The organism is Microbacterium aureliae, from assembly GCF_054780155.1.
This window is the reverse complement of the sequence record NZ_BAAGWW010000002.1, coordinates 1,162,190-1,181,268: the sequence shown is the minus strand read 5'-3', so window position 1 is coordinate 1,181,268 and position 19,079 is coordinate 1,162,190. Positions and strand designations below refer to the sequence as shown.

Annotated in this window: 19 protein-coding genes; 3 read left to right on the top strand and 16 right to left on the bottom strand. The window is 71.7% G+C overall.

The window, feature by feature from the left end:
- Positions 1 to 73: 73 nt before the first annotated feature.
- The 8 genes from ACYVF4_RS11550 to prmC all read right to left on the bottom strand — a co-directional run bounded on the left by ACYVF4_RS11550 (position 74) and on the right by prmC (position 5,971).
- Positions 74 to 865: a F0F1 ATP synthase subunit delta gene (locus ACYVF4_RS11550; RefSeq protein ID WP_460722792.1), complete on the bottom strand. Its 792-nt coding sequence runs from the start codon at positions 863 to 865 to the stop codon at positions 74 to 76.
- On the bottom strand, positions 865 to 1,425 hold the full coding sequence (locus tag ACYVF4_RS11545; RefSeq protein ID WP_460722790.1) for a F0F1 ATP synthase subunit B: 561 nt from the start codon (positions 1,423 to 1,425) through the stop codon (positions 865 to 867). The genes ACYVF4_RS11550 and ACYVF4_RS11545 overlap by 1 nt, the downstream gene beginning before the upstream one ends.
- A 29-nt stretch (positions 1,426 to 1,454) precedes the next feature.
- Positions 1,455 to 1,688 carry an ATP synthase F0 subunit C gene (atpE, locus tag ACYVF4_RS11540; protein ID WP_045274135.1) on the bottom strand — a complete coding sequence of 78 codons (234 nt, stop codon included), beginning with the start codon at positions 1,686 to 1,688 and terminating at the stop codon, positions 1,455 to 1,457.
- A gap of 45 nt (positions 1,689 to 1,733) precedes the next feature.
- Complete coding sequence (gene atpB, locus ACYVF4_RS11535) at positions 1,734 to 2,525, bottom strand: F0F1 ATP synthase subunit A (protein WP_460723141.1); 792 nt, start codon at positions 2,523 to 2,525, stop codon at positions 1,734 to 1,736.
- A 129-nt stretch (positions 2,526 to 2,654) separates the two neighbouring features.
- Positions 2,655 to 3,161 carry a hypothetical protein gene (locus ACYVF4_RS11530; protein WP_460722788.1) on the bottom strand — a complete coding sequence of 169 codons (507 nt, stop codon included), beginning with the start codon at positions 3,159 to 3,161 and terminating at the stop codon, positions 2,655 to 2,657.
- Positions 3,158 to 4,318, bottom strand: coding sequence for an MraY family glycosyltransferase (locus ACYVF4_RS11525; RefSeq protein ID WP_460722786.1), 1,161 nt, complete (start codon positions 4,316 to 4,318; stop codon positions 3,158 to 3,160). The genes ACYVF4_RS11530 and ACYVF4_RS11525 overlap by 4 nt, the downstream gene beginning before the upstream one ends.
- Positions 4,315 to 5,052, bottom strand: a complete 738-nt coding sequence (locus tag ACYVF4_RS11520; protein ID WP_460722784.1) for an L-threonylcarbamoyladenylate synthase — start codon at positions 5,050 to 5,052, stop codon at positions 4,315 to 4,317. Before ACYVF4_RS11520 ends, ACYVF4_RS11525 begins: the two co-directional genes overlap by 4 nt.
- 13 nt (positions 5,053 to 5,065) lie before the next feature.
- Entirely contained in the window at positions 5,066 to 5,971 is a 906-nt protein-coding gene (gene prmC, locus ACYVF4_RS11515; RefSeq protein ID WP_460722782.1) for a peptide chain release factor N(5)-glutamine methyltransferase, read from the bottom strand.
- Between the two features lie 126 nt (positions 5,972 to 6,097).
- Here prmC and cysK (ACYVF4_RS11510) point away from each other — a divergent pair, with 126 nt between their 5' ends.
- The 3 genes from cysK (ACYVF4_RS11510) to epsC are packed head-to-tail and all read left to right on the top strand — an operon-like array spanning position 6,098 to position 8,584.
- The gene (gene cysK, locus ACYVF4_RS11510) at positions 6,098 to 7,036 is read left to right on the top strand and encodes a cysteine synthase A (RefSeq protein ID WP_460722780.1); all 939 of its coding nucleotides are present in this window, start codon (positions 6,098 to 6,100) and stop codon (positions 7,034 to 7,036) included.
- A gap of 19 nt (positions 7,037 to 7,055) precedes the next feature.
- Positions 7,056 to 8,009: a cysteine synthase A gene (gene cysK / locus ACYVF4_RS11505; RefSeq protein ID WP_460722778.1), complete on the top strand. Its 954-nt coding sequence runs from the start codon at positions 7,056 to 7,058 to the stop codon at positions 8,007 to 8,009.
- Positions 8,006 to 8,584 carry a serine O-acetyltransferase EpsC gene (epsC, locus tag ACYVF4_RS11500; protein ID WP_460722776.1) on the top strand — a complete coding sequence of 193 codons (579 nt, stop codon included), beginning with the start codon at positions 8,006 to 8,008 and terminating at the stop codon, positions 8,582 to 8,584. Before cysK (ACYVF4_RS11505) ends, epsC begins: the two co-directional genes overlap by 4 nt.
- 118 nt (positions 8,585 to 8,702) lie before the next feature.
- On the opposite strand, the gene ACYVF4_RS11495 is transcribed toward epsC, so the two are convergent.
- The 8 genes from ACYVF4_RS11495 to ACYVF4_RS11460 all read right to left on the bottom strand — a co-directional run bounded on the left by ACYVF4_RS11495 (position 8,703) and on the right by ACYVF4_RS11460 (position 19,079).
- Positions 8,703 to 9,656, bottom strand: a complete 954-nt coding sequence (locus tag ACYVF4_RS11495) for an endonuclease domain-containing protein (protein ID WP_460722775.1) — start codon at positions 9,654 to 9,656, stop codon at positions 8,703 to 8,705.
- Between the two features lie 311 nt (positions 9,657 to 9,967).
- The gene (gene prfA, locus ACYVF4_RS11490) at positions 9,968 to 11,050 is read right to left on the bottom strand and encodes a peptide chain release factor 1 (RefSeq protein WP_460723140.1); all 1,083 of its coding nucleotides are present in this window, start codon (positions 11,048 to 11,050) and stop codon (positions 9,968 to 9,970) included.
- Positions 11,051 to 11,079: 29 nt separating this feature from the next.
- Positions 11,080 to 13,227 (bottom strand): transcription termination factor Rho, encoded by a 2,148-nt coding sequence (gene rho / locus ACYVF4_RS11485; RefSeq protein ID WP_460722774.1) that lies wholly within the window; start codon positions 13,225 to 13,227, stop codon positions 11,080 to 11,082.
- Between the two features lie 187 nt (positions 13,228 to 13,414).
- Positions 13,415 to 14,362 carry a homoserine kinase gene (gene thrB, locus ACYVF4_RS11480; protein ID WP_460722773.1) on the bottom strand — a complete coding sequence of 316 codons (948 nt, stop codon included), beginning with the start codon at positions 14,360 to 14,362 and terminating at the stop codon, positions 13,415 to 13,417.
- Complete coding sequence (thrC, locus tag ACYVF4_RS11475) at positions 14,359 to 15,447, bottom strand: threonine synthase (protein ID WP_460722772.1); 1,089 nt, start codon at positions 15,445 to 15,447, stop codon at positions 14,359 to 14,361. The genes thrB and thrC overlap by 4 nt, the downstream gene beginning before the upstream one ends.
- 1 nt (position 15,448) lies before the next feature.
- Positions 15,449 to 16,753 (bottom strand): homoserine dehydrogenase, encoded by a 1,305-nt coding sequence (locus tag ACYVF4_RS11470; RefSeq protein WP_460722771.1) that lies wholly within the window; start codon positions 16,751 to 16,753, stop codon positions 15,449 to 15,451.
- Positions 16,750 to 18,171 carry a diaminopimelate decarboxylase gene (gene lysA / locus ACYVF4_RS11465; protein WP_460722770.1) on the bottom strand — a complete coding sequence of 474 codons (1,422 nt, stop codon included), beginning with the start codon at positions 18,169 to 18,171 and terminating at the stop codon, positions 16,750 to 16,752. The genes ACYVF4_RS11470 and lysA overlap by 4 nt, the downstream gene beginning before the upstream one ends.
- A gap of 146 nt (positions 18,172 to 18,317) precedes the next feature.
- Positions 18,318 to 19,079 (bottom strand): LmeA family phospholipid-binding protein, encoded by a 762-nt coding sequence (locus ACYVF4_RS11460; protein ID WP_460722769.1) that lies wholly within the window; start codon positions 19,077 to 19,079, stop codon positions 18,318 to 18,320.

Genomic DNA, 19,079 nt, shown 5'->3' with positions numbered 1-19,079 from the left:
TCCCTTTGTCTTCAATGCATGTCGGTGGGGCATCGGGCCCCGAAAACTCCGCCGTCCGGCGGCACGTGCTGCGCTAGCCGGCCAGACGCTGGCGCAGATCCGCCAGACGGGACGACACGCTGGCGTCGATGACGTCATCGGCGATCTGCACGCGCAGGCCGCCCACGACGGTCGGATCGATCACGGTGTTCAGCGAGACCCCCGCGCCGTAGCGCTTGGCGAGGGCGCCGGCCAGACGGTCGGTCTGGGCCGCGCTGAGAGGCGTCGCCGAGTACACCGTGGCGACCTTGCGGCCGCGCTGGTCGGCCACCAGGCGCATGGCGCGCGACAGCAGCTGACGCACGCGGCGCTCACGAGGCTGCTGCGCGAACGAGGACGCGATCAGCGTGGTGGCCGCACTCGCCCGCGAGCCGAGGAGCGAGCGCACGAGCTCGGCCTTGACCGCGGGGTCGCCCTGACGGCTGCCGAGGGCGAGCTCCAGTTCGGGGTTCTGCGCGACGGCGCGCGAGAAACCGAACAGCTCGCCTTCGATGTCGGCGTGCGGCTCGGCGACCGTGGCAGCCCGCACCGCGAGCTCCTCGATCCCGTCGACGAGGTCGGACGCCGACGACCAGCGCTGCGTGACCGCCTGGGTGAGCAGGCCGAGGGTCGTCGGGCGGACGGCGGGACCGAAGACATCGGCCACGACCTTCGCCCGCGCCTGGCTCGCCGCCGCGGAGTCGGCGAGCGCGCCGCTCAGCTGCCCAGAGCCGCCGACGGCGCGCGCGGCGGCGAACAGCTCGCGCGCGACGTCGAGGTCGACGTCGCTCGCGGCGTCCAGCGCCGCGGTCGTCGCCGCCTGTGCCTGAGTGGTCGCGCTGCCCATCAGTTGGACGCCTTCTCAGCCTCGGAGGCCTCGAGGTCGGCGAGGAAGCGGTCCACGACCGCCTGCGCCTTGGCGTCCTCGGACAGCGTCTCGCCGATGACGTTCCCGGCGAGGTCCAGAGCGAGCGTGCCCACCTCGGAGCGGAGCGAGACGAGGGCCGCCTGGCGCTCGGCCTCGATCTGCGCGTGCGCGGACGCGGTCAGACGAGCGGCTTCCGCGGACGCGGCATCCTTCGCCTCTGCGACGATCTTGCGGCCGTCCTCACGGGCGGCATCGCGGATCTCGCCCGCCTCCTTGCGCGCGTCGGCGAGCTGGGCGGTGTACTCCTCGAGCGCCGCCTCGGCCTTGCGCTGGGCCTCGTCGGCCTTGGCGATGTTGCCCTCGATGGCTGCCGAGCGCTCGTCGAGCATCTTCTTCATGCGCGGCAGGGCGACCCGCCAGAACACGAACAGGATGACGACGAAGCAGACCGCCGACCAGATGATGTCGTACCACGCGGGGATCAGGGGGTTGTAGGTCTCCCCCTCTTCCGCGGCGTACGCGACAAGAGCGTTCAGCATCCTGTCTCCTTAGGACTGGGTGAAGGCGATCAGACGAAGATGAAGTAGGTGGCGATGCCGATGAAGGCCAGCGCCTCGGTGAAGGCGATACCGATCCACATGAGCACCTGCAGGCGGCCGGCCAGCTCGGGCTGACGGGCGACGCCCTCGATCGTCTTGCCGACGACGATGCCCACGCCGATGGCGGGGCCGATGGCGGCGAGGCCGTAGCCCATCGTCGCGACGTTTCCGCTGAGCTCGGCGAGAACCGTAGTTGCGTCCACGGGGTGTTTTCCTTTCGGTTGGTGGGCGGCTGGCAGCCGACCCGCTTAGTGCTCTTCCGCCACCGCGAGCTGGATGTAGACCGCGGTGAGGAGGGCGAAGACGTAGGCCTGGAGGACGGCCACCAGGATCTCGAACAGGGTGAAGACGAAGCCGAAGGCGAGGCTGCCGGCGGCCAGCGCCGACCACCATCCGCCGAGGTCGAGCAGGAAGAACTGCGTGGCGGCGAAGAACAGCACCAGCAGCAGGTGGCCGACCATCATGTTCATGAGGAGTCGGAGGGTCAGCGTCACCGGGCGGATCACGAAGGTCGAGATGAGCTCGATCGGGGTGACGATGATGTAGATCGGCCACGGCACGCCCGAGGGGAACAGGGCGTTCTTGAAGAAGTTCTTCGGGCTCTTCTTGAGGCCGGCGTAGATGAACGTGACGTAGCTGATCACCGCGAGCAGGAGCGGGACGGCCACGATCGACGTGCCGGCGATGTTCATGAACGGGATGATGCCCGTGATGTTCATGAACAGCACCATGAAGAAGATCGTCGTCAGGATCGGCAGGAACCGGTCGCCGTCCTTCTTGCCGAGCAGGTCGTGCGCGATGTTGACGCGGACGAAGTCCAGTCCCATCTCGACCAGGCTCTGGAACCGGCCCGGGACCACCGTCATGCGGCGGGTGCCGAGCCAGAAGATCAGCACGATCGCCAGCGTGGAGATGAACTGGATCAGGTGGATGCGGTTGATGACCAGATCGCCGATCTGGAAGACCGCTGCGGGGAAGAACTCACTGATCGAGGGGCCGTGGAACTCCGGCGGCGCGTCGGCGGCGAGGGGGGCGATCAGGGTCGCAGCTTGAGTAAACAGCGCTGACTCCAGCTTCGGGGCATCGGTGCAGGACCGTTGCGACGATGGTCGGTGAGCGTCACTCCGCTGGCGCTCGGAATGCGAGCCGGCGGGCGCTGGACCAGCCTATCAAACCTGGGAGCCGCCCGAGTCCCCCGTCTTCGGATCGTCGGGGTCCGTGGCGGGAAGGGACACGTCGCTGACGTGCGGGATGCGCATGCGGAGCATCACGACGACGTCCACCACGAGCGAGGCCAGGACGCTGGCCACGAGGGCGAGGAAGAAGACCGTGGGCTGCACCCACGCTGCATCCCGGAGCAGCAGCAGGGCCACGATGAAGACCACGAACTTCAGGATCCAGCCGCCGAGGACGATGCCGAAGAACAGCGGCACGTACAGCGGATCGCCGTACCAGCGGTTGGCGATCAGGATGCTGGCAGCGGTGATCGCGAGGAACATCGCCGCCACCAGGACCCCGACCAGGGCGCTCCACAGTCCCGGCGTGCCGGCGGCGAGGAACCCGGCGGCTCCCCCGACGACCAGCAGGCCGGCGGTGACGGCGGCGGACCAGACCAGCGTCGTGCGCAGGATCGGGTTGGACGAGACGGGACTGGCGGGGGCGGGGCTGGCGGTCATGGCAGGTCCTCCAGAGCGGGGGCGGTCGCCGCGGTGCGGCGCGAGGGCAGGAGCGTGACGACGAGGCAGGCGGCGGTGCCGACCGCGCCGAAGACGACGCCGGTCATGTACTGGCCCGGCCAGTCCTGCTGCGTGCCGACGTACATCAGCAGCACGCCGAGGCCCACCACGGCCGTCCACGCGTAGAAGATCAGGACGGCGTCGCGGTCGCTGTGCCCCATGTCGAGCATGCGGTGGTGCAGGTGCTTGCGGTCGGGCGAGAACGGGGACTTGCCGGCGCGCATGCGCCGGATGACGGCGAGGCCGAAGTCCAGCAGCGGCAGGAAGACGATGACGACCGGCAGCAGGATCGGGATGAAGGCACCCAGCAGCTGGGACCGGCCGAATGCGTCGTTGTCGCCGATGATCGCGGGGTCGAGCTGGCCGGTGATCGCGATCGCGGAGCACGCCATCAGCAGACCGAGCATGAGCGCGCCCGAGTCCCCCATGAAGAGCTTCGCGGGGCTCCAGTTGAGGGGGAGGAAGCCGATGCACGCGCCGATCAGCATCGCGGCGATGAAGGACGCGAGGTTGAAGTACGTGCTCGCCCCGGTGTCCCGGACGAGCAGGTAGGAGTACGCGAAGAAGATGCCGTTGGCGATGAGGGTCACGCCGGCCACGAGGCCGTCGAGGCCGTCGATGAAGTTGACGGCGTTCATGACGACGACGATCGCGAAGGCGGTGAGGATGAAGCTCACCCAGCCCGACCACACCGTCATGCCCCCGATGGGCAACGCGTAGATCTGCAGCTCGCCGAACCACGCGATGATGCCCGCGGCCAGGAACTGGGCGCCCAGCTTGATCATCCAGTCGAGGTCCCACAGGTCGTCGGCGACCCCCACCAGCACGATGAGCGAGGTGGCCGCCAGCAGCGACAGCGGCTGCTGCGGGTTGGTCCAGATGATCGAGAAGAACGGATGCTGCGCCGAGACGGCGAAGGCGGCGCACACGCCGAGGAACATCGCGATACCGCCCAGGCGCGGCGTCGGCGTCTTGTGCACGTCGCGCTCGCGGATGCCGGGATAGAGCTTGAAGCGCATGCTCAGCCGCCAGATCGCCCACGCGAGTGCGAGTGTGATCGTCCCGGTGAACAGGACGATGAAGAGGTACTGCTTCACGCGCCCGGGGCGGGCTCGTCGGCGCTGGAGTCGCCGGCGGCCGGCTCGCCCGCGGCCGGCTCGTCCGCGGCCGGCTCGAGCAGGTCGCCCAGGACGCGCCGCAGCTCGTCGCGCGAGACCGCGCCGTCCCGCAGGACGCGGACGACGCCGCTGCCGTCCGCGCCGACGAGCCCGGTCGCGTCGACGATCGTCGACGAGACGCCGGTGCGCGACGGGCCGCCGTCCAGGTAGACCGAAACGCTGTCGCCGAGCATGCGCTCGGCGTCGTCGGCGGCGATCGCCGGCGTCTTGCCGGTCAGGTTGGCGCTGGAGACCGCGAGCGGTCCGGTGTCCTCGAGCAGCTCGAGCGCGATCCGCTCGGCCGGCATGCGGACGGCGACGGTGCCGTGCGTCTCGCCGAGGTCCCACGACAGCGAGGGCTGGGCGGGCAGCACGATGGTGAGACCGCCCGGCCAGAACTCCTCGACGAGGCGCTCGACCGGCTCGGGGACCTCTGCGACGAGAGCGCGGAGCGTCGTCACGCCGGCGACGAGGACAGGGGGCGGCGACTGGCGTCCTCGCCCCTTGGCGTCGAGCAGTCGCTGCACGGCCTTCGGGTCGAAGGCGTCGGCACCGACGCCGTAGACGGTGTCGGTGGGCAGCACGACCAGCTCGCCGCGCCCGATCGCCTGGCGGGCTGCGCGCAGCGCGGGCAGCAGCTGGGCTTCGTCACGGCAGTCGAAGAGGGGGGACATAACGCCCGACAGTCTAGTGCGACGATGCCGCAGGCCCGCTGAACGCCGCCGCCGGGCGGATCGCGGTCGTCACGCGGTCGCGACCGGTGAGATCGCGGTGAGTGGCGGCGGCCGACCAGCCGTCCGCGGTCAGGATGCCGCGGATCTGCTCGCCCTGCCACTCGCCGTGCTCGAGCACGATGAGCCCGCCCGGCCGCGCGAGGCGCAGCCCGACCGCGCTCAGGATCCGCACGACGTCCAGCCCGTCCGGCCCGCCGTAGAGCGCGGCGGGCGGATCGAACCAGCGGACCTCCGGATCGCGCGGGATGGCGGCATCCGGAACATACGGCGGGTTGGATGCCACGACCGAGACCGTGCCGTCCAGCTCCGGGAAGGCGTGCTCGAGGTCGACGAAGGCGATCCGGGCGTTCTCGGCGCCGACGCGGGCGAAGTTCTCCTTGGCCCACACGAACGCCTCGACGGAGTTCTCTGCGGCGTGCACGCGGGCATGCGGGACCTCGGTGGCCAGCGCCAGCGCGATCGCGCCGCTGCCGGTGCCCAGATCGACGGCGACGGGGGCCGGTGCGGCATCCGCGCGCAGGGCGTCGATCGCGATCTGCGCGAGCAGCTCGGTCTCGGGACGAGGGGTGAACACCCCCGGTCCCACCGCCAGCTCCAGGTGCCGGAAGGGGGCGAGGCCGGTGATGTGCTGCAGCGGCTCGCGAGCGGCGCGGCGCTCGACGAGGTCGTCCAGCCGCGCCCGCGCGGCGGGCGGCAGCGCGTCGCCGCGGACGGCGGCGGCCTGCACTCCCCCGCGGGCGGTGTCCAGGACGTGGGCGACGAGGAGCTCGGCGTCCACGCGGGGATCGGGGATGCCGGCACGCGCCAGGCGGGCTACGGCGGATTCGAGGGCGGTGGCGACGGATTCGGTGGGAGGCATGAGCGCGCCCCAGCATAGAGCCCGGCGGCGCCCGGCACCCTGCCGCAGAGCGTCACAATGGGCCCGAGGGGCGCCGCCTCGAATAGGCTGGGTGGCCGTCAGCAGACCTCTTCCGAAAGGCCCGACATGCCCGGCATCTACTCCGACATCACCGCCGCTTTCGGCAACACCCCGCTCGTGCGGCTGAACCGCGTGACCGAAGGCCTGGAAGCCAACGTCCTGGTCAAGCTCGAGTTCTACAACCCGGCCTCCAGCGTCAAGGACCGCCTGGGGATCGCGATCGTCGACGCCGCCGAGGCGTCGGGCGAGCTGAAGCCGGGCGGGACCATCGTCGAGGCCACCAGCGGCAACACCGGCATCGCCCTGGCGATGGTCGGCGCCGCCCGCGGCTACCGCGTCGTGCTGGCCATGCCCTCGTCGATGTCGATCGAGCGCCGCCTGCTGCTGAAGGCCTACGGCGCCGAGCTGGTCCTCACCGACCCCGCCGGCGGCATGAAGGGCGCCGTGGCGAAGGCGGAGGAGATCGTGGCCGGCATCCCCGGCGCGGTCCTCGCACGACAGTTCGAGAACGAGGCGAACCCCGCGATCCACCGCAAGACCACCGCGGAGGAGATCATCCGCGACACCGACGGCAAGGTCGACTACTTCGTCGCCGGCATCGGCACGGGCGGGACCATCACCGGCGTCGGACAGGTGCTGAAGGAGCGCGTCCCCGGCGCGAAGGTCGTCGCCGTCGAGCCGGCGGACTCGCCGCTGCTGACCAAGGGCACCCCCGGCCCCCACAAGATCCAGGGCATCGGACCGAACTTCGTCCCCGCGATCCTCGACCAGGGCGTCATCGACGAGGTCGTCGACGTCGAGTTCGCCGACGCGATCACGACCGCACGCGCGGTGGGCGCGAAGGACGGCATCCTCGTCGGCATCTCGTCGGGCGCCGCCGTCTGGGCCGCGCTGCAGATCGCGGCGCGCCCCGAGGCGGCCGGCAAGAACATCGTGGTCATCATCCCGTCGTACGGCGAGCGCTACCTGTCGACGCCGCTGTTCGAGGACCTGCGCGAGGACTGACGTCCTCTACGGCATCGCCATGCCCGGCATCCACTCCGACATCACCTCCGCGTTCGGCGGCACGCCTCTGGTGCGCCTGAACGCCCTGCCGCGCGCGACCGGCGCGGAGGTGCTGGCGAAGCTGGAGTTCTACAACCCGGGCGCGAGCGTGAAGTGCCGGCTGGGCATCGCCCTGGTCGACGCGGCGGAGGCGTCGGGCGAGCTGCAGCCGGGCGGGACGATCGTGGAGTCCACGAGCGGCAACACCGGCATCGGACTCGCCCTGGTCGGCGCCGCCCGCGGCTACCGCGTGGTGCTGACCATGCCCGCGTCGATGTCGAAGGAACGCCGTATTCTGCTGAAGGCATACGGCGCCGAAGTGGTGCTCACCGACCCCTACAAGGGCATGACCGAGGCGGTCGCCACCGCCGAGCGCATCGTCGCCGAGACGCCCGGGGCGGTCCTCGCCCGCCAGTTCGAGCACGAGGCGAACCCCGCGATCCACCGCCGCACGACCGCCGAGGAGATCTGGGCGGACACCGAGGGGCGCGTGGACTACTTCGTCGCCGGCTCGGGCACCGGCGGGACCATCACCGGCGTCGGTCAGGTGCTCAAGGAGCGGAACCCCGGCGTTCGGATCGTGGCGGTCGAGCCGAAGGACTCCCCCATGCTGACCGAAGGGCGCGCCGGCGGACACCGCATCCAGGGCATCGGCCCCAACTTCATCCCGCCCGTGCTCGACCGGTCCGTCATCGACGAGGTCGTCGACGTCGAGTTCGAGGATGCCGTGCGCATCGCCCGCGCGCTGGCGACAGACGAGGGCATCCTCGCCGGCATGTCCGCCGGCGCTGCCGTCTGGGCGGCCCTGCAGATCGCCGCCCGCCCCGAGGCGGCCGGCGCGCGCATCGTCGTCATCGTGCCCGACGCGGGCGAACGCTATCTGTCCACGGCGCTCTACGCCGATCTGCGCGAACCCCAGGAGGTCGCCCGGTGACCACGCTGCACCCCATCGCCCGCATCCGCGAGGACCTCGCGGCAGCCAAGCTCAGCGACCCCGCCGCGCGGTCGTCGCTCGAGATCGCGCTGCTGTACCCCGGTCTGCACGCCATCTGGGCGCACCGCGTCTGGCACGCGCTGTGGGTGCGGCGCGTGCGCTTCCTCGCCCGCGCGGGGTCGCAGGTGACCCGCTGGATCACCGGCATCGAGATCCACCCCGGCGCCACCATCGGGCGCCGTTTCTTCATCGACCACGGCATGGGCGTCGTGATCGGCGAGACCGCCGAGGTCGGCGACGACGTCATGCTGTACCACGGCGTCACGCTCGGCGGACGGCAGCGCGAGGGCGGCAAGCGCCACCCCACGCTCGGCGACGGCGTGGCCGTGGGAGCAGGCGCCAAGGTGCTCGGGCCGATCACCATCGGCGCCGGCTCGGTCATCGGCGCGAACGCCGTCGTGACGCGCGACGCGCCGGCCGACAGCGTCCTGGTCGGCGTTCCCGCCAAGCCGCGGTCGCGGAAGCGCGGCGAGGACACCCGCGCCCTGCTCACCGCGCCCGAGTACATCATCTGACCCGCGCCGCCGGCATCCGTCCCCCTGCCTTCCTGCACACCCCGTTCGCTTGTCGTGGATGCACGGGCTTCGCCCCGGCATCCGTACATCCACGACAAGCGAACCCGGGCGGATGCCGTCAGGATCGGTCGCGAAGAGCTGTCTGCACGCGGGTGACGAGGTCGGAAGGCCGCTCGAAGACCTCGCCGCGGGTGACCCGGATCACCCGCCATCCGAGCTCGACCATGCGGTCGTGTCGCGCGATGTCGCGCGCCCACTGCTCCGCGTCCGTACGGTGATGGTCACCCTCGTATTCGATCGCGATCCGCGCCTTCCGGTAGGCGAGGTCGACGCATCCGACGAACTCCCCGCCGTCGTCGTAGATGTCGTGATCGAGGTCCGGTTCGGGGAGACCGGCATCCACGAGGATGAGCCGGACCCACGTCTCCGGGCGCGACGACGACCCTCCGCGCGCACGTTCGAGGGATTCCCGGAGCGCGGCCACTCCGATCCGGCGACCCCTGGAAAGTTCCGCCTCCAACTCGGCGCGCGTCGCATGCGCGCTCCGCAGGACTCGTCCGTGGGGCCCGGCGATGCGGGGCGTGCGGATGATGGCGTCCGCGATCGCGGCGAGATCGTAGGGATGCCGTACAACGGGCGCCAGCTGAGCCCACGTCGACGTGGGCCGGGTGACACGTAGCCCGCTCGGGTGCTCGACGACGGTGACGAGCTTGGCTGCCAGCTGATGCCCCCGGACTCCGCGCCCGCGGGGTGCGCGGTGAGGTGCAGGCACCGACACATCGACACGATCCATCGGAACCCACGGCAGCGGCAGATCCCAGAGGACCGCCGCCGTCACGTGCGAGAAGAACTCGTGCGGGTGCATGTGCGCCGAGAAGTACCTCGCTGCGGTGCGCAGCCCCGCCCGAGCCTGTTCGAGAGGATGCGCGTCATCGGCATCCTCAGCGTGAGCGGGCACGGCGCGCAGCCCCGTGAACGGACGCGCGAATGAGGCGTCGTCGATCTCACGACGCGAGTGCCCCGCACGGCGCGCATCGCCGACGCTGAAGGCGTCTCCGGGGTCGAACTCCACGCGGACAATGTGCCACAGCCGCTTCGAACCGCCGGCTCGTTGTCCACAGGCACCTCCGTCGCCCCTTCGCTCGTCACGGATGCTCGCGCACCGGGCGCGTCGCCGTACATCCAGGGCAAGCGAACGGAGACGGCAACCGGCACGTGAGACACAGCCCGGCGTTCGGTTGTCACGGATGCTCGCGCACCGGGCGCGTCGCCGTACATCCAGGGCAAGCGAACCGGGAAGGACGATGCGGCGGGCGCGGCGAGGCGGGCGCGGCGGCGGGGCGGGGGCGAGGGGCGGGGCGGGGGGCGGGCGGGGGCGAGGGGCTAGGCGGGGTCGCCGCCGAGGGCGGCGAGCCGGGCCTCTTCGTCGGCCTGGATCGCGGATTCCACCAGCGGGTCCAGCGCGCCGTCCATCACCTGGTCGAGGTTGTACGCCTTGTAGCCGGTGCGGTGGTCCGCGATCCGGTTCTCGGGGAAGTTGTACGTCCGGATGCGCTCCGAACGGTCCATCCCGCGGATCTGGGACTTGCGCGCGTCCGAGGCCGCGGCATCGAGCTCTTCCTGCTGGCGGGCCAGCAGCCGGGCGCGCAGCACGCGCATGCCGGCCTCGCGGTTCTGCAGCTGGGACTTCTCGTTCTGCATCGAGACCACGATCCCCGTCGGCACGTGGGTGATGCGCACGGCCGAGTCGGTGGTGTTCACCGACTGCCCGCCCGGGCCCGACGAGCGGAAGACGTCGATCTTCAGGTCGTTCGGGTTGACCTCGATCTCGTCCGGCTCGTCGACCTCGGGGAAGACCAGCACCCCGGTGGTCGAGGTGTGGATGCGCCCCTGCGACTCGGTCGCCGGCACCCGCTGCACGCGGTGGACGCCGCCCTCGTACTTCAGGTGCGCCCACACCCCCTGCGCGGGATCGCTCGAGGAGCCCTTGATCGCGACCTGGACGTCCTTGTAGCCGCCGAGGTCGGATTCGTTGCGCTCCAGCAGCTCGGTCTTCCAGCCCTTGGACGCCGCGTACTGCAGGTACATCCGCAGCAGATCGGCCGCGAACAGCGCGCTCTCGGCGCCGCCCTCGCCGGCCTTGATCTCCATGATCACGTCACGGGCGTCGTCGGGGTCGCGCGGGATCAGCAGCCGGCGCAGCTTCTCGTGCGCGTCGGCGAGCCCGGCCTCGAGGGCCGGGATCTCGTCGGCGAACGCCTCGTCCTCGCGGGCGAGCTCGCGCGCCGCCTGCAGATCATCGGATGCCGCCACCCACGCCTCGTGGGCGTGCACGATCTTCGACAGCTCGGCGTAGCGCCGGTTCACACGCTTCGCGCGTGCGGCGTCGGCATGCACGGCCGGGTCGGCGAGCTCGTCCTGTACGGCGCGATGCTCGTCGATCAGGCTGCGCACGGACTCGAACATCGCGGGTTCGGTCATGCAGTCCCCCGTGCTCAGCGGATGCTGTTGTCGTGCCCGTGGCTGCTCGCGCCGCCGTGGGAGTCACGCGCGGGCGCCGGGATCGACTTCTGCATCTGCACGAGGAACTCGACGTTGGACTGGGTCTCCTTCAGCTTGCCCAGCACGACCTCGAGGGCCTGCTGCGGGTCGAGCCCGGCGAGGGCGCGACGCAGCTTCCACGTGATCTTGACCTCGTCGGGCGACAGCAGCATCTCTTCCCGACGGGTCGAGGAGGCGTTGACGTCCACGGCCGGGAAGATGCGCTTGTCGGCGAGCTGCCGCGACAGGCGCAGCTCGCTGTTGCCGGTGCCCTTGAACTCCTCGAAGATGACGTCGTCCATCTTGGACCCGGTCTCGACGAGCGCGGTGGCGAGGATGGTGAGCGAGCCGCCGTTCTCGATGTTGCGCGCCGCGCCGAAGAAGCGCTTGGGCGGGTAGAGCGCCGACGCGTCGACGCCGCCGGTGAGCACGCGGCCCGACGTGGGCGCCGAGATGTTGTACGCACGGCCGAGGCGGGTGATCGAGTCGAGCAGGACGACGACGTCGCGACCGAGCTCGACGAGGCGCTTGGCGCGCTCGATGGCGAGCTCGGCGACGGTGGTGTGGTCCTCGGCCGGACGGTCGAAGGTCGACGCGATGACCTCGCCCTTGACGGTGCGCTGCATGTCGGTGACCTCTTCGGGTCGCTCGTCGACCAGCACGACCATGAGGTGGACCTCGGGGTTGTTCTGGGCGATCGCGTTCGCGATCTGCTGCAGCACGATGGTCTTGCCGGCCTTGGGCGGCGCGACGATGAGACCGCGCTGGCCCTTGCCGATCGGGGCGACCAGGTCGATGATGCGCTGCGTGAGCTTCTCGGGCGCCGTCTCGAGCCGCAGGCGCTCCTGCGGGTACAGCGGCGTGAGCTTGCCGAACTCGACCCGCGTGGCCGCGTCTTCGACGGACAGCCCGTTGATCGCGTCGACCTTCACCAGCGCGTTGTACTTCTGGCGGCTGGACTGCTCGCCCTCGCGCGGCTGCTTGATCGCGCCGACGACGGCGTCGCCCTTGCGCAGGTTGTACTTCTTGACCTGCCCGAGCGAGACGTAGACGTCGCTCTGGCCGGGCAGGTAGCCCGTCGTGCGCACGAAGGCGTAGTTGTCGAGGACATCCAGGATGCCGGCGATCGGGATGAGGATGTCGTCCTCACCGATCTCGGTGTCGAACTCGTCACCGGTCGCGGTGCCGCGGCGCTTGTTGCGGTTGCGTCCGCGCGCACCGGCCTGCTGGTCGTCCTCGTCTGCCGGGGCGGCGGCGGGGCCGGCCTGGGCGCCGCCGTTCTGGTTCTGGCCGTTCTGGTTCTGGCCGTTCTGACCGCCCGACTGGTTGCGGTTGCGGCTGCGGCTGCGGTTGCGGCTGCGGCCACGGCCGGTCGTGCCCTCGCCCTCGGCGGACTCGGTCTCGCCGTCGGTCTGCGCGCGCTCCGCCGCGGTCTCGGCGCCGTCCGCCTCTGCGGCGGGCTCGGCGGCGGCGGTGCTCTCATCGTCGGAAGCGGATGCCGGGGCATCCGCCGCGGGCTGCTCGGCGGCCTTCGCACCGCGCTTGGTGCCGCGGCGGGGCCGGGACTGCGCGGGGGCGTCGGCGCCGTCGGCCGGCGCGTCGGAGGTGGCCTCGGCCGGAGCCTCGGCGGTCTGCGGCGCGTCGGTGCCTGCCGGCTCCGCGGCCTGCGCGTCGCCGCCCGCGCTCAGCGCGTCGGCGGCGGGGACATCGCCGCTCTTCGCCCGGCGCGGGGCGCGCTTGCGGGGCGCCTTGACGGGCGCGGCCTCGGCGGCGGCCGGCGCGGGCGCGTCCTCGGCGGGCGCAGGCTCGTCGGCGGCCTCGGCGGCGGACTCGGTCTGCGCCGCCTGGTCGGCGTCCACCGGAGCGGGCGCGTCCGCGACCGGTGCGACCTCATCGACGGGCTCGGCCTCGTCTACGGGCTCGGCCTCGTCAGTCGGCGCGGCTTCCTCGGCCGGCGCGGCCTCGGCGGCCGGCGACTCCGCGTCGGCGGGCAGGTCGAGCGTGTCCTGCTGGTCGGTGGTCTGGACGGATTCGGCCTGCTCGGGCGCGTCGGCGCGCTCCTCGGACGAGGCGTCGGTGTGGATCTCGGAGATGGACTCCACGAGTACTCCCTTGTGAAACGAACGGAAATGCACGATCGCACGCTCGCAGTGCGGCACGCGTGCCCATACCTACTGCGCGGGCGGAGCGCTGAGCGGCTCGAAGACCGCCTGGATGCTCGAAAGTCCCTGACAGAAGGGGGCTGTGCGGTGGATTCGCAGATTTGCGACGGAGGCCAGATTCACGTGTTTACGTGGAACCCTCCGCGTACTCCCTCACTGTACCACCCTTGACATCGACGGCGAGCATGAGCGCCTCCCACGGGGTGTCGACGGCGGTCTCGGCCGTGCGCGCGGCCTCGGCCCGACGGCCGGGCCCGTCGGCGAGGACGAGCACACTCGGCCCTGCGCCGGACACGACGGCCGCGAAGCCCTCGGCGCGCAGGGCGCGCACGAGCCGGTCGGTCTCGGGCATCGCCTGGGCGCGGTAGTTCTGGTGCAGCTTGTCCTCGGTCGCCGCCAGCAGCAGCTCGGGGCTCTGAGTGAGGGCGGCGATCAGCAGGGCCGAGCGCGAGACGTTGAACACCGCGTCCTCGCGGGGCACCTGTAGCGGCTGCAGGCTCCGGGCGACCTCGGTCGACATCGTGAAGTCCGGGACGAACACCAGCGGCGAGACGCCGCGATGCACGGTCAGCTTCTTGTGCTGCGGCCCGGTCTCGTCGACCCACGCGATGGTGAGGCCGCCGAACAGCGCCGGGGCGACGTTGTCGGGGTGGCCTTCCAGTTCGGTCGCGAGGCGCAGCAGCGTCTCGTCCCCGAGGTCCACGTCGCCCGCGAGCAGTCCCTTGGCCGCGAGCAGTCCCGACACCACCGCGGCGCCGGAGGAGCCCATGCCGCGGCCGTGCGGGATGACGTTGCGCGCCTGCAGGCGCAGCCCCGGTATGACCCTTCCCACCGCGTCGAAGGCGTACGCGATCGAGCGCACGACCAGGTTCGAGCCGTCCCGCGGGACATCGCCTATCCCCTGACCCTCGACCTCGACCTCGAGCTGCCCGGCCGGCAGCGCGGTGACGATGAGCTCGTCATAGACGCTCAGCGCGAGCCCGAGGGTGTCGAACCCGGGACCGAGGTTGGCGCTGGTGGCCGGAACCCGGACGACGACCCGCCGCCCCGGTCCGGACTGGGGGGCTTCGCTCACGCGGTCGCCTCCACGGGGGCGAGCTCGAGCACCGCGGCGACCTCGGAGGTGGTCGCGTCGACGACGGTCGGCTCGACCTGCGTGCCGTCGGCGTTGCGAAGCGCCCACTGGGGGTCCTTCAGGCCGTGGCCGGTGACGGTGAGGACGACGCGCGAGCCGCGCGGGACGGCGCCGGCCTCGACGCGATCGAGGAGCCCCGCGACGCTGATCGCCGAGGCGGGCTCGACGAAGATGCCGACCGAGCCGGCCAGCAGCTTCTGCGCGGCCAGGATCCGCTCGTCGTCGATCGCCCCGAAGTAGCCGTCGGTCGCCGAGCGCGCCTCGAGGGCGAGCTCCCACGACGCGGGGTTGCCGATGCGGATGGCGCTGGCCACCGTCTCGGGGTTCTTCACGACTTCGCCGCGCACGAGGGGTGCCGACCCCTCGGCCTGGAACCCGAACATCCGCGGAACGCGGGTGGCGACGCCGCGGTCGGCCTCTTCGCGGTAGCCGCGGGAGTAGGCGGTGTAGTTGCCGGCGTTGCCGACCGGGATGAAGTGGAAGTCCGGCGCGTCGCCGAGGACCTCGACGATCTCGTACGCAGCGGTCTTCTGGCCTTCGATGCGATCCGGGTTGACCGAGTTGACCAGGTGGACCGGGTAGTGGTCGGCCAGCTCGCGGGCGATCTCGAGGCAGTCGTCGAAGTTGCCGCGGATCTGGATGAGGCGTCCGTTGTGGGCGACGGCCTGGCTGAGCTTGCCCATGGCGATCTTGCCCTCGGGCACGAGGACGGCCGCGGTGATGCCGGCGTGCGCGGCATAGGCCGCCGCGGACGCCGAGGTGTTGCCGGTCGACGCGCAGATGACGGCCTTCGCACCGTGCTCGACCGCGCGCGAGAGCGCGACCGTCATGCCGCGGTCCTTGAAGGACCCGGTGGGGTTCATGCCCTCGAACTTCACCCACACGTCGCAGCCGGTCTGCTGCGACAGGGCCGGGGCCGGAAGAAGCGGCGTCCCGCCTTCGCCGAGGGTGACGACCGTCGAGTCGTCGGTGACGCCCAGCCGGTCGGCGTACTCGCGGAGGACTCCGCGCCAGAGGTGTGCCATGTCAGTCTCCTTCCACGCGCAGGACCGAGACGACGCGCTCGACGACGCCGCTCGCGGCGAGACGCTCGACGGTCTCGCTGAGGTCCTGCTCCCGTGCCTTGTGGGTGCCGATGACGAGCCGCGCGATGACGGACTCCTCACCGGCGACGGTCTGCTCGACGGTCGCGATCGACACGCGCCCGTCGCTGAGGATGCCGGCGACCGTGGCGAGCACGCCCGGCCGGTCGTCCACCTCGAGGGTGATCTGGTAGCGGGTGGTGACCTGCCCGATGTCGACGACGGGCAGGTTCGCCCGCGTCGACTCCCCCACGCCGACGCCGCCGGCGATGTGGCGGCGCGCGGCCGACACGACATCGCCGAGCACCGCGGATGCGGTCTGCACCCCGCCGGCGCCCGCGCCGTAGAACATCAGGTTGCCGGCGGCCTCGGCCTGCACGAACACTGCGTTGTTGGCACCGTGCACGGTGGCCAGCGGGTGCTCGCGGTCGACGAGTGCCGGGTAGACGCGCACCGAGATCGATTCGCCGGCGTCGCTCTGGACGCGCTCGCACACCGCGAGGAGCTTGATGACGTAGCCGGCGTGACGCGCGGCATCCATCATCGCCTTGTCGATCGTGGTGATCCCCTCGCGGTGGACCGCCTCGAGCGGCACGGCGGTGTGGAAGGCGAGGCTGGCGAGGATCGCCGCCTTCTGGGCCGCGTCGTAGCCTTCGACGTCGGCGGTGGGGTCGGCCTCGGCGTAGCCGAGGGCCTGGGCGTCGGCGAGCACGTCGGCGAACTCCGCGCCCTCCTTGTCCATGCGGTCCAGGATGTAGTTGGTGGTGCCGTTGACGATGCCCATGATGCGCTGCACGCGGTCGCCGGCCAGCGAGTCGCGCAGCGGGCGGATGATGGGGATGGCGCCGGCGGCCGCCGCCTCGTAGTAGACCTGCGCGCCGACCTGGTCGGCCGCGTCGAAGATCTCGGGCCCGTGGGTGGCCAGCAGCGCCTTGTTGGCGGTGACGACGTCGGCGCCGGAGTTGATCGCCTGCAGCAGGTAGGTGCGCGCCGGCTCGATGCCGCCCATCAGCTCGATGACGATGTCGGCGCTGACGATCAGCGACTCGGCATCCGTGGTGAACAGCTCATGCGGCAGGTCGGCGTCGCGCTTGGCGTCGAGGTCGCGCACCGCGATGCCCACGAGCTCCAGCGTGGCGCCGGCGCGGTCGGCGAGTTCTGCGCCGTGCTTGCGCAGCAGCGCGGCGACCTGCGAGCCCACGGCCCCGGCGCCCAGCAGAGCGACCCTCAGGCGGCGATATTCCGTCACTTGTGTCCTTCCGTCGGGGAGGATGCGGCGCCCACGTCGCGGGCGAGCAGATCCTGGATCGTCTCGCCGCGCACGATGACGCGGGCCTGACCGTCCCGCACCGCCACGACCGGCGGGCGCGGGACGAAGTTGTAGTTGCTGGCCAGCGAGAAGCAGTAGGCGCCGGTGGCGGGCACCGCCAGCAGGTCGCCCGGCGCGATGTCGCCGGGGAGGTACTCGTGGTCGACGACGATGTCACCGGACTCGCAGTGCTTGCCCACCACGCGCACCAGGGCGGGCGCGGCGTCGCTCGTGCGCGAGGCGATCCGCGCGGAGTACTGCGCCCCGTACAGGGCCGGGCGGGCGTTGTCGCTCATGCCGCCGTCCACGCTCACGTACAGGCGAGAGGCGCCGCCGTCGAGGGCGACGGGCTTGGTGGTCCCGACCTCGTAGAGCGTGACCCCGGCGCGTCCGATGACGGCCCGGCCCGGCTCGAACGCCAGGAGCGGGATCGGGATGCCGCGCCGGGCGCACTCGGCGGCGACCGCGTCGACGACTCCGGCGGCGAGCTCCTCGATCGGGGTCGCCTCGTCGGCGCGGGTGTAGGCGATGCCGAATCCGCCGCCGAGATTGAGCACCGGCGCATCGCCGCCCGTGCGCAGCTCGGCGTGGAGCGCCAGGACCCGCGCCGCGGACTCGGCGAAGCCCGCCGACCCGAAGATCTGCGAGCCGATGTGGCAGTGCAGGCCGGCGAACCGCAGGCCCGGGAGCTCGCGGATCCGCGCGACCGCGGCTGCGGCATCCGTCAGCGTGAAACCGAACTTCTGGTCTTCGTGCGCCGTGGCGAGGAAGTCGTGGGTCTCGGCGTGGACGCCGCTGTTGACCCGGACGAGGACCGTCTGGGTGGCCCCGCGGCGGGCGACGACGGCGGCGAGCCGCTCGATCTCGACGGGGCTGTCGACGACGATGGAGCCGACTCCGGCGACGACGGCCTGGTCGAGCTCGGCGACGCTCTTGTTGTTGCCGTGGAAGCCGAGGCGGGCGGGATCTGTGCCGGCGGCGCGGGCCACCGCGAGCTCGCCACCCGAGGCCACGTCCACGCTCAGTCCCTCGTCGGTCACCCAGCGGACGACCTCGGTGCTGAGGAAGGCCTTGCCGGCGTAGTACACGCGGGTCTGTGCCCCGTGCCGCGCGGCGGCCGCGGCGAACGCCTCTCGCGCGCGGCGGGCGTTTCGGCGGGCCTCGGTCTCGTCGACGACGTAGAGCGGCGTGCCGAAACGCGCCTTCAGCTCGCTCGCCCGCACCCCCGCGATCACCAGCTGCCCTTCCTCATCGCGGACGGCGTCGTCGGGCCACACCGCGGGCACCAGGTCGTTGGCGTCGTCCGGCACGGCGAGCCAGGCCGGGGCCGGCGTGCGGGAAGGCGAGGCGGCGGACACGGGTGGGACCAATCGGTGGGGATCTCGAGGGACCGGCGACGCCGGCGGCTCGTGCACGGCCGGTGGACTCACGCGCCGAGCAGTTGCTTGCAGTCTAGGGCACCTCGCGCCCGCCGCCCGGCGCGGGCGTCACAGGGCGACGCGCGTCACCGGCAGCTGCCGTCCTCGAGCAGCGCGGGATCGGTGGCGATCGCCCCGTCGACGTCGAACTCGGCCACGAGCGTGCGACCGTCCACGCCGACGTCGGTGAGGGTGAGGCCCGCCGGCAGGTACTGCGCGATGCAGACCGGCCAGTCGCGGACCACGCCGTCGGCGAGGTCGCCGAAGCGCGCGCGCACCTCGTCGGCCGACACCTCTCCCCCGGCGATCCGCAGGGCCGTCGGGGTGAGGATCAGGTCGCCGTCCGCGGCGGAGGGGGTCAGCGACACCCCCACGGGCACCGCGATGCCGAGGACGCTGACGTCGACGGTCACCGCCACCCCGGGCGCCTCGAGGGCGAGGCTGTCGGCGGGGAAGTCCTGCACCGCCTCGAGCAGGGTGCGCAGCTGCTCCTGGTCCATGCGGACGACGGCGTCGGCGGATCCGATGGCGCCGCTGCCGCGGAGCGGGATGTCCCGTGCGCGGACCGTGACGTCGCCGGTGAAGACGTCGAGGGCGACATCTTCGGACGAGATGGTGACGTCGTCGAGGCTCCCGGCGATCAGCTGCGGGAGGACGACGCCCTGGACGTCGACGTCGATGGGCTGGTCCGCGGGCAGGGCGAGGTCGGTGATCACCCGCTCCTTGACACCGGCGACCACCATGTCGCGGGCGACCGCCTCGGCGATCACGGCCGCGCCGGCGAGCAGCCCGCCCAGGGCGACCATCGCGATGATCCAGGGCCAGATGCGCCGCCGCCGTGCCGCCAT

Bases quoted from the DNA above. Each gene is read 5' to 3' on its own strand.
- prfA (WP_460723140.1), bottom strand. From the start codon at position 11,050: ATGTTCGAGTCCGTGCGCAGCCTGATCGACGAGCATCGCGCCGTACAG.
- cysK (WP_460722780.1), top strand. From the start codon at position 6,098: ATGCCCGGCATCTACTCCGACATCACCGCCGCTTTCGGCAACACCCCG.
- cysK (WP_460722778.1), top strand. From the start codon at position 7,056: ATGCCCGGCATCCACTCCGACATCACCTCCGCGTTCGGCGGCACGCCT.
- ACYVF4_RS11530 (WP_460722788.1), bottom strand. From the start codon at position 3,161: ATGACCGCCAGCCCCGCCCCCGCCAGTCCCGTCTCGTCCAACCCGATC.
- ACYVF4_RS11460 (WP_460722769.1), bottom strand. From the start codon at position 19,079: ATGGCGGCACGGCGGCGGCGCATCTGGCCCTGGATCATCGCGATGGTC.
- ACYVF4_RS11550 (WP_460722792.1), bottom strand. From the start codon at position 865: ATGGGCAGCGCGACCACTCAGGCACAGGCGGCGACGACCGCGGCGCTG.
- ACYVF4_RS11520 (WP_460722784.1), bottom strand. From the start codon at position 5,052: ATGTCCCCCCTCTTCGACTGCCGTGACGAAGCCCAGCTGCTGCCCGCG.
- prmC (WP_460722782.1), bottom strand. From the start codon at position 5,971: ATGCCTCCCACCGAATCCGTCGCCACCGCCCTCGAATCCGCCGTAGCC.
- thrC (WP_460722772.1), bottom strand. From the start codon at position 15,447: ATGGCACACCTCTGGCGCGGAGTCCTCCGCGAGTACGCCGACCGGCTG.
- ACYVF4_RS11545 (WP_460722790.1), bottom strand. From the start codon at position 1,425: ATGCTGAACGCTCTTGTCGCGTACGCCGCGGAAGAGGGGGAGACCTAC.